Annotated in this window: 17 protein-coding genes and 1 pseudogene; 3 read left to right on the top strand and 15 right to left on the bottom strand. The window is 51.9% G+C overall.

Annotation, left to right across the window (positions count from 1 at the left end; translation table 11 throughout):
• A partial coding sequence (locus ACWIUF_RS18735) for a hypothetical protein (RefSeq protein WP_448574046.1) occupies window positions 1–213 on the top strand: 213 nt, incomplete at its 5' end.
• Window positions 214–224: 11 nt separating this feature from the next.
• Here the strand turns inward: ACWIUF_RS18735 and ACWIUF_RS18730 are convergent.
• The 12 genes and pseudogenes from ACWIUF_RS18730 to ACWIUF_RS18675 form a co-directional block, all read right to left on the bottom strand.
• Complete coding sequence (locus tag ACWIUF_RS18730) at window positions 225–359, bottom strand: hypothetical protein (RefSeq protein WP_448574045.1); 135 nt, start codon at window positions 357–359, stop codon at window positions 225–227.
• Window positions 360–407: 48 nt separating this feature from the next.
• Complete coding sequence (locus tag ACWIUF_RS18725) at window positions 408–626, bottom strand: hypothetical protein (RefSeq protein ID WP_448574044.1); 219 nt, start codon at window positions 624–626, stop codon at window positions 408–410.
• Entirely contained in the window at window positions 613–825 is a 213-nt protein-coding gene (locus tag ACWIUF_RS18720) for a type II toxin-antitoxin system VapB family antitoxin (protein WP_448574043.1), read from the bottom strand. Before ACWIUF_RS18720 ends, ACWIUF_RS18725 begins: the two co-directional genes overlap by 14 nt.
• A 416-nt stretch (window positions 826–1,241) precedes the next feature.
• On the bottom strand, window positions 1,242–1,622 hold the full coding sequence (locus ACWIUF_RS18715; RefSeq protein ID WP_448574042.1) for a PIN domain-containing protein: 381 nt from the start codon (window positions 1,620–1,622) through the stop codon (window positions 1,242–1,244).
• Window positions 1,623–1,629: 7 nt separating this feature from the next.
• Window positions 1,630–1,890, bottom strand: a complete 261-nt coding sequence (locus ACWIUF_RS18710; protein WP_448574041.1) for a hypothetical protein — start codon at window positions 1,888–1,890, stop codon at window positions 1,630–1,632.
• An 84-nt stretch (window positions 1,891–1,974) separates the two neighbouring features.
• Window positions 1,975–2,514 carry a DUF697 domain-containing protein gene (locus tag ACWIUF_RS18705; RefSeq protein WP_448574040.1) on the bottom strand — a complete coding sequence of 180 codons (540 nt, stop codon included), beginning with the start codon at window positions 2,512–2,514 and terminating at the stop codon, window positions 1,975–1,977.
• 23 nt (window positions 2,515–2,537) lie between these two features.
• On the bottom strand, window positions 2,538–3,092 hold the full coding sequence (locus ACWIUF_RS18700; protein ID WP_448574039.1) for a GTPase: 555 nt from the start codon (window positions 3,090–3,092) through the stop codon (window positions 2,538–2,540).
• A gap of 17 nt (window positions 3,093–3,109) precedes the next feature.
• Window positions 3,110–3,496 (bottom strand): hypothetical protein, encoded by a 387-nt coding sequence (locus ACWIUF_RS18695; protein WP_448574038.1) that lies wholly within the window; start codon window positions 3,494–3,496, stop codon window positions 3,110–3,112.
• 360 nt (window positions 3,497–3,856) lie between these two features.
• Window positions 3,857–4,096: a hypothetical protein gene (locus ACWIUF_RS18690; protein ID WP_448574037.1), complete on the bottom strand. Its 240-nt coding sequence runs from the start codon at window positions 4,094–4,096 to the stop codon at window positions 3,857–3,859.
• A 72-nt stretch (window positions 4,097–4,168) separates the two neighbouring features.
• Window positions 4,169–4,348, bottom strand: a pseudogene (locus tag ACWIUF_RS18685) (ParE family toxin-like protein); the annotation flags it as partial.
• Window positions 4,349–4,442: 94 nt separating this feature from the next.
• Window positions 4,443–4,670 (bottom strand): hypothetical protein, encoded by a 228-nt coding sequence (locus ACWIUF_RS18680; protein WP_448574036.1) that lies wholly within the window; start codon window positions 4,668–4,670, stop codon window positions 4,443–4,445.
• 90 nt (window positions 4,671–4,760) lie between these two features.
• The gene (locus ACWIUF_RS18675) at window positions 4,761–4,898 is read right to left on the bottom strand and encodes a hypothetical protein (RefSeq protein WP_448574035.1); all 138 of its coding nucleotides are present in this window, start codon (window positions 4,896–4,898) and stop codon (window positions 4,761–4,763) included.
• Between the two features lie 132 nt (window positions 4,899–5,030).
• Between ACWIUF_RS18675 and secA the strand changes: the two genes are divergently transcribed.
• A complete protein-coding gene (secA, locus tag ACWIUF_RS18670; protein ID WP_448574034.1) occupies window positions 5,031–7,832 on the top strand; it encodes a preprotein translocase subunit SecA in 2,802 nt (933 codons plus the stop codon).
• Window positions 7,833–7,897: 65 nt separating this feature from the next.
• Entirely contained in the window at window positions 7,898–8,305 is a 408-nt protein-coding gene (locus tag ACWIUF_RS18665) for a hypothetical protein (RefSeq protein ID WP_448574033.1), read from the top strand.
• Window positions 8,306–8,317: 12 nt separating this feature from the next.
• Here ACWIUF_RS18665 and tmk read toward each other — a convergent pair whose 3' ends face one another.
• From tmk to ACWIUF_RS18650, 3 genes are all read right to left on the bottom strand, one after another.
• Window positions 8,318–8,983, bottom strand: coding sequence for a dTMP kinase (gene tmk, locus ACWIUF_RS18660; protein ID WP_448574032.1), 666 nt, complete (start codon window positions 8,981–8,983; stop codon window positions 8,318–8,320).
• A gap of 23 nt (window positions 8,984–9,006) precedes the next feature.
• Entirely contained in the window at window positions 9,007–12,987 is a 3,981-nt protein-coding gene (locus ACWIUF_RS18655) for a magnesium chelatase subunit H (RefSeq protein ID WP_448574031.1), read from the bottom strand.
• A gap of 508 nt (window positions 12,988–13,495) precedes the next feature.
• Window positions 13,496–13,891, bottom strand: coding sequence for a hypothetical protein (locus ACWIUF_RS18650; RefSeq protein WP_448574030.1), 396 nt, complete (start codon window positions 13,889–13,891; stop codon window positions 13,496–13,498).
• Between the last annotated feature and the right edge of the window lie 156 nt (window positions 13,892–14,047).

Below are 14,047 nucleotides of genomic sequence, written 5' to 3'. Positions count from 1 at the left end.
GGACAAAGCTGCTTCAAGATCAATTTGACAAGCTTCGGGAATGAGGCTATCATAGAACATCATTTTTTATTTGTTAGAGGACAGAATACTGCATTCTGTCCCTTTTTTCCATCGCTTAACCTAACTTTCAACACTTCTGTTGTTGAGCAAGTTCATCCTGGAGATAATCCGGAAGTTTTTGGATTTCTAACAATGCTTGTTGTAATAAAGTAGTCATGACTTGGCTAAGCTGTTTGGAAGCGAAGATTTTGGAGAGGGCGAACTTGGGCGATGATTTCAAAATCTCGATCGTCATAAACTAAAAGTAAATTGTTTTCTAATGCAGCTTGGGCAATACAGCAATCAATCGGGCTACGCACAGTCAATCCCTGACGGTGTAAGTCATAGTAGATACGTGCAGCCGCCTGCTACGAAGAAGCTATAAGTTCAACATAGTCTTGTGCTTTAAGATAGGCGAAGAGGAACGCCCACTCTTGTTCGTTTAGACTACCTTGAAGCAACTCAAGTTGAGTGAAGCGGGTGAGGAGAACATCGCGACTAGCTATCAGCAATTCAAGCTGTTGGCGAACCTGACCGCTCCGATCGCGGAACACGCTGATCCAAACAGATGTATCAATCAGCAACACGGTGCGTTTCACGGAGGGACTTGTAATCAAAATCTGGGGTGAATTGAATTTGTCCCGCAAGGTCGAGCAGGTTTTTCTTGTGGCGCGATCGCACAAGTTCTCTTAAGGCTAGATTCAGTAACTCTTCCTGGGTAGCCAGTTTTGTCAGTTGAAGAGCTTCGTTAACAAGGGCTTCGTCAAGGTTAAGGGTAACTTGCATAGGGTTTATCTGTCGATGGCAATCGCTGAGCCTATATTTCTAAAATTTTAACCTACCTACCCGCATCGGCTATATTTCTGCTTTGGGTGAACCAGAACGCGAATCCCCGCCCCTGTCACGATCGCATCTCCAGTCACAGTCTAAATAACGATCGCACCTTTGGTCAGTGCAAGCAAGGGAAAATAGTGCTGGATTTCCTGCCGCTAACTTAGCCTATGGTGATTGACGATCGCACCCTTACAACTGGTCCGACTCGAATCCTTATCACGATCGCTCCCATATCTCTAGCAACCCCGCGATCGTCGTCAGAACCGTCATAGCGCGATTCCCATCTAATCATTTGCAGTAGGCGAGATCGTACCGAAAATACCCTCTCAGTGATCAATGGTTAACAACGTGATGTTTTTGTAACAGTTTCAGCGACTATACGGCTGCTCTAGGCTTAAACCTGGTATAACTCGATAATGTTTCACATTAAAAGTACAGAGGGTAGTATTACTCCCAACAGCACAAGCAGCAATTAAGGCATCAATCAGTCCAACCTTATGGGATAGATGGTAGGCGGTAAAATCAGACAAAGCACGGGCACAATCCGTTTCAGTAGGCCAAACAATTTGTAGAGGTGCCACCATCTGTAAAACTTTGCGAACCTGCTGCTTGTTCTGTGCGTCCTGAATTAACTCCATCACTACGAACCCAGGGATATTAGGCAGTTCTCCTAGAGAGGCAAACCAAGCCAGTGCAGGTGCATAGCCTCGCTGGATATCGATCATCACGTCAGTATCGATTAAATACATCTACTACCTAAACTTGCTCCCGCTTGTCAGCCTGGTCACGTAACTTGCGTGCATATTCCTGACTATTATTAATATCAGGTCGATAACCAACCACCCCAATACTTTCCCAGTAAGTTACAAGTTCCACCCCTGTTTTGGGAGGATTTTGAAGGAGGTGTCGAAAGGAAAGAACGCGCAGAATATACTCAGTCAAAGGTAGTTTAAGCTGTGATGCCTCGTTGGCTAGTTCATGTTCTAGATCTGAAGGGATCTCTAAGGTAATAGTCATAGTTGTCCTATCCATTAGTAAACAACACTGTGATTTTTCTCAACACAACTGTGAAAAAATTTCTTTCAACACTTCTGCTCTAGATCATTTACCGACGGGAAGTTGTAGATACTGTGTTTTGAATGCCTCCACCACTTCTTCAGATGTGGGTGGCTTGCCGTTATTCTGGAGAAATAACATATCCAATACAGTGATATATGCTGTACCAAAAGCAGTTGTAATTGCTGCTGCTGTAGTCGCTGCAATTGTTCCACCAACCACAGAACCTGCGCCTGGAAACATTTTGAGTAAACCAGACACAATGAAACGTTTTGCAACTGTTCCACCTGTTCCGGCAATGATGCTTCCAAGCATGGTAGTGAGAAGGCTTTTGTCCATCGACAAACCAAATGTTGCTGAGATACCAGCCAACATTCCAACCTGAATCGGGACAAGTCCGATCGCATCAGAAAATGGAATTGGTACGGCTGCTATGCCTGCTGCACTAGCTGCTGCACCCGCAACTATAGTATGCGATTTTGTTTTTTTTAGCTCAATATCTACTTTTTGAGCTGCCGTAAAAGCCCTTTTTAAGCCTTCTGGTACAACTTGCATAGTCAAATCTACAAGATCTTTCAGGTTCATAGCAGGAAGAACAATACCTTCATCTAATTCTTCATCAATAGCACGAACTCTAATGGAATAGCACGAACTCTAATGGCATTTCTTACAAGCGGCAATATTCGTAGGACTTCAGCACGAAAGCCTTGGTCAGATCTCGCTTTTGTAATTACAGCGATAACAGGTATATTACAGTCTGCCAGCATCTTGACTAGTTCTTCCTCTGCTGGCTCAACACGCCGAGAATCTTCAGCTATGCAAATCCAGGCAACATGAATGTGTTGGTTGGAGTCAGTGTTCCTCGATCGCTGATAAATCAGAGATTTTAAAGCATCTAATGTCTCGGAGAAATCTGCCATTTCAAGGCCACGGGTATCAAAAATCGAGAGCGGGATACCTTCTTTCTTAATTTCTCTTGTATTCTGTGTAACAGGACGCCCCTGGCCAGTAGTTGCAAAATTTCCCTGAAAGACTGAATTAATAAGAGTACTCTTACCCACTCCAGTACGTCCAGCGATCAAAATGTTGACATGACCACGCTCTCTTAATGCTTCGCGTAAAGCTTCTCTAACTGAGGTCTCTAAATTAAAATCTTCTGTCATAAGTAGATAGTCCTGCTTTAAGATTGTCGCTTTTTAAATTTCCGTTGAACGTAATTTTTGCCAGCACGAATTGCAGATGAGGCTAATGAATTTCTAGTCAAATTTTTATCACTATCAGTTAAGAAGTTTTGAGTAGGTTTTGCTTCAACTTCTTCTTCATTTTTAGGAAGTAAACAAATTACGACCGCCATTGTCCCCAAAAAAATTGCAATAGCTCCTCCAATTTTGCTCCATGTCAACCACACGAATAGCTCGAAGAGTAGCATAACTAGGCCAGCACCTCCGCGACCTGTATACCCATCATCAAAGCCATCCATTGCATGAGGAAAGTTAATTTCCAAAACACCAACCCCTATTACAAGCAATGCAGGGATGATCCATTTCAATTTTTCTATAAATACCATTACTTCTTTCTCTGCTAGACAGTGAATATCTATTAGTGTTCCCTAATTCACAGCAAAAGCTACTTTTCTTCCCCAGTTATCTAGAACAATGTTGGCAATGCTGGTACTGACAGACAAACTTTCAAGAACCGCTTCACCGACAACATGAAGCAGCCCAACTAGGTATTCAACGTCAAATCTGATGGATAAACTCAGATATTGAGATCATTATTATACAGATTCTCGTGATAATACCTGGATCTGGGGTGTTATTCATCAAAGTTAACGTTTAAGTCCGGGATTTCAGGGTGTTATCCGTCACAGCCTTATGTCGGCTAGTCAGCCACCGCCACCCCGCCTGCTGGTCGGATTAGGCTGTCGCTACGAACTAACCGACAACAATACCGCTTCCACTGGTTTGGGTACCGCGATCGGGTAAAATCGGTTTACTGAAAAAGCGTAATCTTCACCACTCTCATCAATCACTCGGATTAACCCGTTTTCCCTGGCTTCCTCATCCTCGATCGCTCGATAGATCTTACCCACCTCTAACGAGGCTGGATAACCTTCATTATTCAAGCACACGACAAACTGATTCGGTCGAGCTTGCTTTGTTTTCATCACTAATCTAAGCAAGGTAACTTGAGCTTAATTTTTTTTACCGATGTCATGAGCCTCATACCAATGTTCTTTCTACTTCTTACCTAAAATTTTTTCATATTCAGAGTGTGATCCCACCCAAAACCAAACTATTTTATCTTCCTCTGGCTTCATAATCCCTAACGCTCGCCATCCTATTCCGACTCTGACCGACCATATCTTCTCCTTTGGCTTGACCTCTTTAAATTCCAAGCTTGGATGAAACGGATTCTCTTTCCAAAGTTGATAATTTTCTTAGCGGTTTCTTGTATCCTTTGGGGTAATTTCAAAAACAATTCCTGAAACTTTCGAGTTCTGGATGACTTCATTAATCTTCGCCAAAGCCTTTGTCTTCAGTTCTCCTCTCCTGTTCTTCAATAAGGGCTTCACGTGCCATTGTCAGAAGATCCCCTAATTGAATATCTGATTCTGAAAGGTTTTGTTGCCAGTTCAGTTCATTTTTAATGTCTTCTAGTAATTGTTTAGCAAGTTCATCCTGGAGATAATCCGGAAGTTTTTGGATTTCTAACAATGCTTGTTGTAATAAGCTAGTCATGGCTTGGCTTAAGCTGCATAGGTATTATCTATTTTAATAGCTTGTTCTACTTTTGCAATCCAACTTGGGCTTAAACTTTTTGGGGAAAAGCTAAGCTTGGACGACCTCCTTCAACTTCCTCCACCGACCTCGGCCATACTGCTTCTGTAAGCGCCCCCGATCGCGAATTCCTGTCCCCGTCGCAATCACCTCAACATCGGTAATATCGCCAATGATCTCAAAGTCCATGCCCCACCCCCATCAGACCCGCCACTGCCTTCAGTGATACCCCAATCCCACCTCGCGATCGCTACAGGAGGAGCCAGGGGAGCTAAAATGTAGTCTACGAAGCGAATCCCTGCTCCTTACTCTGCTGGTGCCATGTTCAAAACGCTGATCGGCGATCCCAACGCGCGCAAACTCAAGAAATACCAACCGATCGTCACCGAGATCAACCTGCTCGAAGAGGACATCCAACCCCTCTCCGACGCCGAATTGCGCGGGAAAACCGACGAGTTCCGGCAACGCCTGGAGAAAGGCGAAACCCTGGACGACCTCCTGCCCGAAGCCTTTGCCGTCGTCCGCGAAGCCGCCCGCCGCGTGCTGGGGATGCGCCACTTCGATGTCCAACTCATCGGGGGCATGGTCCTCCACGACGGCCAAATCGCCGAAATGAAAACCGGGGAAGGCAAAACCCTCGTCTCCACCCTTCCCGCCTACCTCAACGCCCTCACTGGCAAAGGCGTCCACGTCGTCACCGTCAACGACGACCTCGCCCGCCGTGACGCCGAATGGATGGGGCAAGTTCACCGCTTCCTCGGCCTCAGCGTCGGCCTGATCCAGCAAGGCATGAACCCCAGCGAACGGCACCGCAACTACAACTGCGATGTTACCTACGCCACCAACAGCGAACTCGGCTTCGACTACCTGCGCGACAACATGGCCACCACCATGTCCGAAGTCGTTCAACGCCCCTTCAACTTTTGCATCATTGACGAAGTAGACTCCGTTCTCATCGACGAAGCCCGCACCCCCCTGATCATCTCCGGCCAAGTCGAGCGGCCCAGCGAAAAATACACCCGCGCTGCCGAAGTCGCCAACGTCCTGCAACGGGATGTTCACTATGAAGTTGATGAAAAAGCCCGCAACGTCCTGCTCACCGACGAAGGCTACGAGCAAGCCGAAATTGAACTCGGCGTCACCGACCTATTTGACCCCCAAGACCCCTGGGCACACTACATCTTCAATGCGGTCAAGGCCAAAGAACTCTTTATCATTGATGTCAACTACATTGTCCGTAATGACGAAATCGTCATCGTCGATGAATTTACCGGACGCGTCATGCCCGGTCGCCGCTGGAGTGATGGCCTGCACCAGGCGATCGAAGCCAAAGAACACGTCGAAATCCAACCCGAAACCCAAACCCTGGCCACGATCACCTACCAAAACTTCTTCCTCCTCTTCCCGAAGCTATCGGGGATGACCGGCACCGCCAAAACCGAAGAAGCCGAATTTGAACGCATCTACAGCCTCGAAGTTACCCAAATCCCCACCAACCGCCCACTCATTCGCAAGCAGTACGCCGACGTCGTCTACAAGACGGAAATGGCCAAGTGGAAAGCCGTCGCCGCCGAATGTGCTGAAATGCATCAGGTGGGCCGTCCGGTCCTGGTGGGCACCACCAGCGTCGAAAAATCGGAGCTGCTGTCGGGCCTGCTGAGTGACCTGAACATCCCCCACAACCTGCTCAACGCCAAACCCGAAAACGTGGAACGGGAAGCCGAAATTGTCGCCCAAGCTGGACGTAAAGGTGCGGTCACGATCGCCACCAACATGGCCGGACGCGGGACCGACATCATCCTGGGCGGGAACGCCGACTACATGGCCCGCCTCAAGGTCCGGGAATACTTCATGCCACCCCTGGTCAAACCAGAAGATGACGATAGTGTGGGACCCGTGCGGGTGGCCGGGGCCGGATCGCGACCGAAACCCCAAGGGTTTGGTGGCCCCAGCGAGGGTAAAAAAGTGAAAACCTGGAAAGCCTCGCCCCAGATCTTCCCCACCGAGTTATCCGAAGAGGCTGAGAAATCCCTGAAGCTAGCGGTGGCCTACGCGGTTGAGGAGTATGGCGAACAGTCCCTCACGGAACTCGAAGCCGAGGAAAAGGTTGCCATTGCTGCGGAGAAAGCCCCGACCGATGACCCCGTGATCCAGAAGCTGCGGGCTGCTTATAACCGCATCCAGTCTGAGTATGAAAGCTTCACCCGTCAGGAACACCAGGAGGTCGTTGCCCTGGGCGGCTTGCACGTTATTGGGACGGAACGCCACGAATCCCGCCGCATTGATAACCAATTGCGCGGACGGGCGGGTCGCCAAGGTGACCCTGGTTCGACCAAGTTCTTCCTGAGTTTGCAGGATAATCTGTTGCGTATCTTTGGCGGCGATCGCGTTGCGGGCATGATGAACCTGTTCCGGGTCGAAGAAGACATGCCGATCGAGTCGGGGATGTTGACGCGGTCGCTAGAGAACGCCCAGCGCAAGGTGGAAACCTACTACTACGACATCCGTAAACAGGTATTCGAGTACGACGAGGTGATGAACAACCAGCGGCGAGCCATTTACGCCGAACGGCGGCGCGTCCTAGAAGGTCAAGACCTCAAGGAACAGGTGATTAAATATGCCGAACGCACGATGGATGATATCGTCGATGCCTACGTCAACCCAGAGCTACCGCCGGAAGAGTGGAAGCTCGATGATCTGGTGAGCAAGGTCAAGGAATTTGTCTACCTGCTGGCGGATCTGGAGGCGTCCCAACTGGAGGATCTCACCGTTGGCGAAATGAAGACCTTCCTCTACGAGCAGGTACGCATTGCCTATGACATCAAGGAAGCCCAAGTAGACCAGATCCAACCGGGCCTGATGCGGCAAGCCGAGCGGTTTTTCATCCTGCAACAGATCGACACCCTCTGGCGCGAACACCTGCAACAGATGGACGCCCTGCGTGAATCCGTAGGTCTGCGCGGTTACGGTCAGAAGGACCCGCTGATTGAATACAAGAGCGAGGGCTATGAATTGTTCCTGGAAATGATGACAACGATTCGCCGCAATGTGGTGTACTCATTGTTCCAATTCCAGCCCCAACCCCAACAAATAGCAACCGCCCCTGCCTCGGAGATGGTGTAGAAAAAAGAGCGCCCACCGTGCTTGTATGACATTCCCGCCTGACCGGCTTCTACTCAACTCTAACCATGAACCTCAATCGCTTAAAACGGCTCAAAATTAAACTAACCACGGAGAAAGATTTTTCCGACATTTGGCTGTTTTATGTGGATAACTTTATGAATAAGCCGGAATTCAATGCAGCCGGACATCAGGTTGAGAAGGAAGAACTGCGTGGCATCCTCAAGCAAACCTGTAAGTATATGCTTGGTCGGGAGATTAAGGTGCATGACTTCCTAGTCTTCCATATTCCCGACTATCAATTTTTTCATGGTGCGTTTCATATTGACTCTGGCATTGGGGGCATCATCTATTATGAAGATATCCAAATGGGGTTATTAGCCCTTACTGAATTTATCCCCTATGGGATTATCAAGTATTCGCGGTTTACGGCTGCTAATCGGGTGTTAGTCAAAGATCCCTACGAACACAACTGAGACACGGATTTTTTACTGCTCTACCTGCCACTGCTGCCAACGATCGCGTACCGTTTCCTGAATCATTGTAGCAATCGTCTCCACATCGGCACTGGCCTCAATGCGCACCCTACGATCGGGATCAGCTTGCCACAGGGCATAGAAGCCTTTGCGCACCCGATCGTGAAACGCTCGATCAGCCTGCTCCATGCGATCGGGACGACCCCGGTGTTGACTGCGTGCGCGGGCAGCCCCATAGTCCAGATCCAGCCAAAGGGTCAGGTCACTCATCAGACCCACCGTTGCGATCGCATTCACCTGATTCACTAACGCCAAATCCAGCCCGCGTCCATACCCCTGATAGGCCACCGTCGAATCCACATAGCGATCGCAGAGAATCACCTCACCACGCTGCAAACGGGGTTTGAGTTCCCGTTCTACATGCTGGGCGCGATCGGCGGCATAGAGTAGCAATTCAGCACGATCCGCGATCGGTTCCTGGGCTGACTGTTTAACCGCCAGTAAACAGTCCCGGAGATAGTGGCCTAATCCGGTTGCTCCCGGCTCATAGGTACAGAACACCACCTGCCCAGGGTGGAGCAGGCCACTGATCGGTAGCCACTGTTGAAGTCGCTGGAGTTGGGTGGTTTTACCCACCCCATCAATCCCCTCAAACACGATCAGCTTGCCCTGCCCCATTTCTCTTCTCAGTAAAGGCCGCCCTACTCGATTCCTTCGATGCGGTCTTCGACTTCCTGATACAACTGCCGCAGTAGATCCAGGTTGCTTTCGCTGGTTTCCCAATAGCCGCGACCATTGGCCTCCAGCAGCGTCGTCACCACCTTGCGGAAGGAGTGGGGATTCAGGTTCAGCAGCCGATCGCGCATCGCCTCATCCTTGATGAAGGTCGTGTTGGTATCTTCGTAGATCCAGTTATCGACCGCATTCGCCGTGGCGGACCAGCCCATTGTGTTGACCAACCGCTTCGACAGTTCCCGCACGCCTTCGTAGCCGTGGGAGAGCATCCCCTCGTACCACTTGGGATTCAGCAGCTTGGTCCGGGCATCCAACCGCACCGTTTCCGACAGGGTGCGCACTTGGGCATTGGCCGTGGTCGTATCCGCCACGTAGGCCGTCGGTTGCTTGCCATCCCCCCGCAGGCGGGAGACCACCTTGGTCGGGTCGGAGTCGAAGTAGTGGGAGACATCGGTCAGCGAGATTTCCGAGGAATCCAGATTTTGGAAGGTGACCTCCACTGACTTGAGGCTGGACTCGAACAACTGCTGCGACTGCTCCATCATGCCGGGGTTATCGGAGTTAAACGCAAAGGACTTGCGCGACAGGTACATATCCTGCAATTCCGACTCGTTTTCCCAAGTGCTATTTTCGATCGCCAAGTTCACATTGGCGGCATAGGACCCCGACGCATTGGAGAACACCCGTGTCGCCGCCTGCCGCAGGTTAATGCCCAATTCCGCTGCCTGTTGCAGGGCGTGTTTGCGCACAAAGTTCATCTCAACCGGTTCGTCGGCTTCAGCAGCCAGTTTGATCGCGCGATCGAGCAGGGCCATCTGGTTAATGAACAAATCCCGGAACACGCCGGAGCAGTTGACCACCACATCAATGCGGGGCCGTCCCAGGTCCGCTAGGGGGATGAGTTCGATCTTGTTGACCCGACCTAGGGAATCGGGCACCGGACGGGCACCCACCAGCCACAGGACTTGGGCGAGGGATTCCCCATAGGTCTTGATGTTATCCGTGCCCCAAAGAACAAAAGCGATCGATTCTGGGTATTGGCCCTGGTTTTCCTGACGCTGGCGATCGAGCAGGCGATCGACCACGACCTTCGCTGACTGAATCGCCGCTGCCGTGGGAATCGCCTGGGGATCGAGGGCATGGATATTTTTGCCCGTGGGCAGGACTTCGGGGTTGCGCACCGGATCACCGCCGGGACCGGGGAGGATATATTCCCCCTCCAATGCTCGCAGCAGGGCACCGAGTTCGTTATCCGCCACCACCTGTTTCAGGCAAAACTCCAGGTACTCAAACAGGGGCTTGATCGCCTCCGGGTCTACCTTGTCGTAACCAGCCGTGTGCAGAGCCTCCAGCCAGGGGGTTTTACGGCCCATGTTGAAAAAGTTTAGGGCCGTGACCTTGGAAACCCGGCCATCGGCATCGGTTTGTTCCTTCACGAGGGCTGTGACCGCCGCCCGCACCGCCTGGGTAATCTGGTTGACGAGTTCGACCTCGGCGAGGACACCGCGATCGCTGTTGCGGTAAATCTCCTCAATATCACGCCCAATGCTATTGGCAATGATGCGCGGGAGACCCATGATCTCTTCTTCGGGACGGTCAATATTCGCAATGCTGACGAGGGTGGCGATCGCTTCTTCTGCCGTCGGTGGCTGACCAATCACGTGCAGACCACAGGGCAACAGTCGGGATTCAATTTCCATCAACTTGCCGTAGACCCGACCCACCAACGTATCCCGTTCCTCGCTACTGAGATCCTGGGCATCGCCATCGGGCAAGGCAATGTCCTTATCCAGGTTGACCAGGCGGCACTTGTCGATGATCGAGTTAACGATCGCCGGACCCCGCCCCGTATCCTTGAGCGTCTGATAAGACCCGATCAAATCCCCCAGTTCCTTGAGGCCCTTGTACAACCCGGCATTCTCAGCAGGGGGGGTCAGGTAGCTAATGGTTTCGGCATAGCTGCGGCGCTTGGCGATCGTCGCTTCCGAGGGGTTATTGGCCGCGTAATAGTAGAGGTTGGGAATGTGGCCGATCAGGTTATCGGGGTAGCAGTCGCCCGACATCCCCATTTGCTTACCCGGCATGAATTCCAGCGAGCCGTGGGTCCCAAAGTGCAGCACTGCATCGGCGTGCCAGATATGCTCCAGGTAGGTGTAGTAGGCGGCAAACCCGTGGTGGGGGCTAGCCGATCGCGAGAACAGCAGCCGCATCGGATCGCCCTCATACCCAAACGTGGGTTGGACGCCGATGAAGACATTGCCAAAGTGTTTGCCGTAGATCAGCAGGTTTTCGCCATCAGTGTTGAGGTGACCCGGCGGGGGACCCCAGGACTCGTGCAACCGCTCCGAGTAGGGGGTGAAGCGCTCATACTCCAGCACCGACATCCGGTAGGCCACATTCAGTTCGGGACTGGCGTACTGGGCCTGGGCATCATGGATCACCGCTTCCATCAGGGCCATTGGCGACTCTGGCATGTCCTGGACATCATAGCCATTGTGCTTCAGGGCTTCCATGACTTTATAAATGGAGCCGAACACATCCAGGTAGGCCGCAGTCCCCACGTTCCCCTTATCCGGCGGGAAGCTGAAGATCGTGATCGCCAGTTTCTTATCCACTTTCGGCTTGCGGCGCAGATTAGCCCACATCATTGCCCGTCGCGCCACGGCTTCCACCCGATCTTGCAGGGCGATCGCCTTCCCAGTCGCCCCATCCCGACCCGAAAGGACGATCGGCTCGATCGCGCCATCCAGTTCTGGGATTGCGATCTGCAAGGCCACCTGGATCGGGTGCAGGCCCAGATCACTGGTTTCCCACTCTTCCGTCGTTTGGAATACCAGGGGCAACGCCACCATATAGGGCCGGTTCAACCGCTTGAGAGCCTCGATCGCCTTGGGATGATCCTGACGGGCAGGGCCACCCACCAACGCAAAGCCCGTGAGGGAAACAACCGTATCCACGATCGCGCTGCCTTGGGCATTGTAGAAAAAGGCATCCACCGGTTTCGAGAAATCCAATCCCCCCGAAAAGACTGGAATCACCCGTGCCCCCATGCATTCCAATTCCTGCACAACCGCAACATAGTGGGCATCATCCCCAGTAATTAAGTGGGTCCGTTGCAGCACCAGCCCAATGCAAGGGGCAAGGGGATCTTTAAGATCATCGGCAATATCATCCCGTGAGCCATGCCAAGCCAGATACTCCTCCAGCGACTCAAACATCCGGGGTGCGAGGGGATGCCAGATACCGATGTCGGGGTAGGTAACGGGATCAACGTATTGCAGCGGTTGGGCATGAATGTCAGTGCCCTTGAAGACGTACTTATCCGCCAGCATTAACAGGAAATTTTCCAGGTTTTCCGCCGAGCCGCCGAGCCAGTACTGGAAACTGAGCATGAAGTTGCGGGCATCCTGGGCCTTGTCGATCGGCAGGTATTTCAACACCTTGGGCAAGGTTTGCAGTAGCTTGAGCATCCCATCCTGGAAGCTGGACCCGGCCTTCTCCTTCCGCTTCTTCATGAACTGGGCAATCATGCTCTTCGACTGCCCCAATTGGGCCATCGAGAAACTGCCCAACTTGTTCAGGCGCATCACCTGGGGCATGGAGGGAAAGACGACCGCCGCATCTAAGCGATCGCGGTGGGGTTCAACTGCCGCCACCACCTTATCAGCCAGATCCTCAATAAAGATCAACGAGCCGATGAAAATATTGGCTGAGGCAACATCCTGCTCAAAGGCTTCGTAGTTTTCCGGGCTACGCAGTTCTTCGAGCAAATAGCCGCTGATTTCGATCGCGACACTGGTATTCGTCTGGTTAATCTTGCGAACCGCTGCCGATAGGGCACTTTGGTATTGCGGCTCTAGAACAACATAGACCACCTTGATCAGCGCCCGTCCTTGTAACGATTCTGGCTGAATATGGCGGACGGTGGGCTTGACGTGGGTGAACATGCAGTTAAGCTCCTTGACCTTGCAAAGCACTGGGGGTTTTAACCGGGGGACTCGAAATCACTGCCACTGGGGACTTGACTGCCGCTGTCTCAGGGGAAATGCAATCCATAGGGCAATGGCGGGATGACGACGATCTTGGCCGAATGGCCCCGAAGGCCCGTGCTTCTCCTCGGAAGCAACTGTCCGTCCACGATCGCCCCCTACTGAGCGCTGGCTATCCATGATTCCTTGTCTAGCCTACCGCTCGCACGGCCAAAAAAGTAAGCCAGTGCGGGGATCGGGGCAACAAGGGGTAGCCAGCTACCCAAAGCTGGAATTTAAGTATTTCTACCAGAAAACGGTAGCACCCCATCTCCCCGGGGTCCAATCCGACATAATTTGATAGAAAGCTAATGGGATTTGTAACAAATTTGTAATTAAGGTGTTAGCGGTTGCTCAGTGCCACTGTTTCAACTTAAGGGTGTCGGTGCGTCCGTTGGCTAACCGATCGAACCATTGCGCTCTCGTTTCAGCGCCAGTAACGACGCCCCTGGTAGGAAATCCCAACCAAAAGGCCAACAAACTGGGCATAGTTAAGGCCCACCAGGAAACCGGGTAGGGGAAGCAGGGTCCTCAGCCAGAGACAGAGGGCGGTACACAGCACCAATGCCCACAGGGAGGCTGCCGTCAGCCAGATGCCGGGATGGAGACGCTCAAATAGGTATACGGCTAACACCCCCGCCCCCGCCCCGACAAGACATTGGGTGATCGGCGGTGCAAAGTTCAACCAGGGAAGCAACAGCGATCGCAGGAAGCCGATTTCGGTCAGGGCTAAGACCACCAGAAAATCCAGGAGGATGGCAAAGAAAACCGTCAGGGCTGCTATCTGGATGAGGGGTAACCACGGTAAATGTCTCAGACGCATGGCCCCAATTGCCTAGTCATCCCCGGAGCGGGGGGAAACGGAGTTCGGTCGGGCGATCGGTCGCACAGGTTCCAGGGGGACATATTCTGGCTCGGCCTTGGGAACCGCACTCAGATTAGGCAGGGGTTGAACAACGCCAGGCAGGGGATCTGGCGT

This window comes from Trichothermofontia sp., from assembly GCF_053493415.1.
The sequence above is the reverse complement of the archived record's forward strand: the minus strand, read 5'-3'. Positions and strand labels throughout refer to the sequence as shown.

Coding starts and splice junctions, on each gene's coding strand:
- ACWIUF_RS18650 (WP_448574030.1), bottom strand. CDS start 13,891: ATGCGTCTGAGACATTTACCGTGGTTACCCCTCATCCAGATAGCAGCC.
- tmk (WP_448574032.1), bottom strand. CDS start 8,983: ATGGGGCAGGGCAAGCTGATCGTGTTTGAGGGGATTGATGGGGTGGGT.
- ACWIUF_RS18700 (WP_448574039.1), bottom strand. CDS start 3,092: ATGACAGAAGATTTTAATTTAGAGACCTCAGTTAGAGAAGCTTTACGC.
- ACWIUF_RS18655 (WP_448574031.1), bottom strand. CDS start 12,987: ATGTTCACCCACGTCAAGCCCACCGTCCGCCATATTCAGCCAGAATCG.
- ACWIUF_RS18710 (WP_448574041.1), bottom strand. CDS start 1,890: ATGACTATTACCTTAGAGATCCCTTCAGATCTAGAACATGAACTAGCC.
- ACWIUF_RS18690 (WP_448574037.1), bottom strand. CDS start 4,096: ATGAAAACAAAGCAAGCTCGACCGAATCAGTTTGTCGTGTGCTTGAAT.
- ACWIUF_RS18715 (WP_448574042.1), bottom strand. CDS start 1,622: ATGTATTTAATCGATACTGACGTGATGATCGATATCCAGCGAGGCTAT.
- ACWIUF_RS18675 (WP_448574035.1), bottom strand. CDS start 4,898: ATGGACTTTGAGATCATTGGCGATATTACCGATGTTGAGGTGATTGCG.
- ACWIUF_RS18695 (WP_448574038.1), bottom strand. CDS start 3,496: ATGGTATTTATAGAAAAATTGAAATGGATCATCCCTGCATTGCTTGTA.
- ACWIUF_RS18720 (WP_448574043.1), bottom strand. CDS start 825: ATGCAAGTTACCCTTAACCTTGACGAAGCCCTTGTTAACGAAGCTCTT.
- ACWIUF_RS18680 (WP_448574036.1), bottom strand. CDS start 4,670: ATGACTAGCTTATTACAACAAGCATTGTTAGAAATCCAAAAACTTCCG.
- secA (WP_448574034.1), top strand. CDS start 5,031: ATGTTCAAAACGCTGATCGGCGATCCCAACGCGCGCAAACTCAAGAAA.
- ACWIUF_RS18665 (WP_448574033.1), top strand. CDS start 7,898: ATGAACCTCAATCGCTTAAAACGGCTCAAAATTAAACTAACCACGGAG.
- ACWIUF_RS18705 (WP_448574040.1), bottom strand. CDS start 2,514: ATGAACCTGAAAGATCTTGTAGATTTGACTATGCAAGTTGTACCAGAA.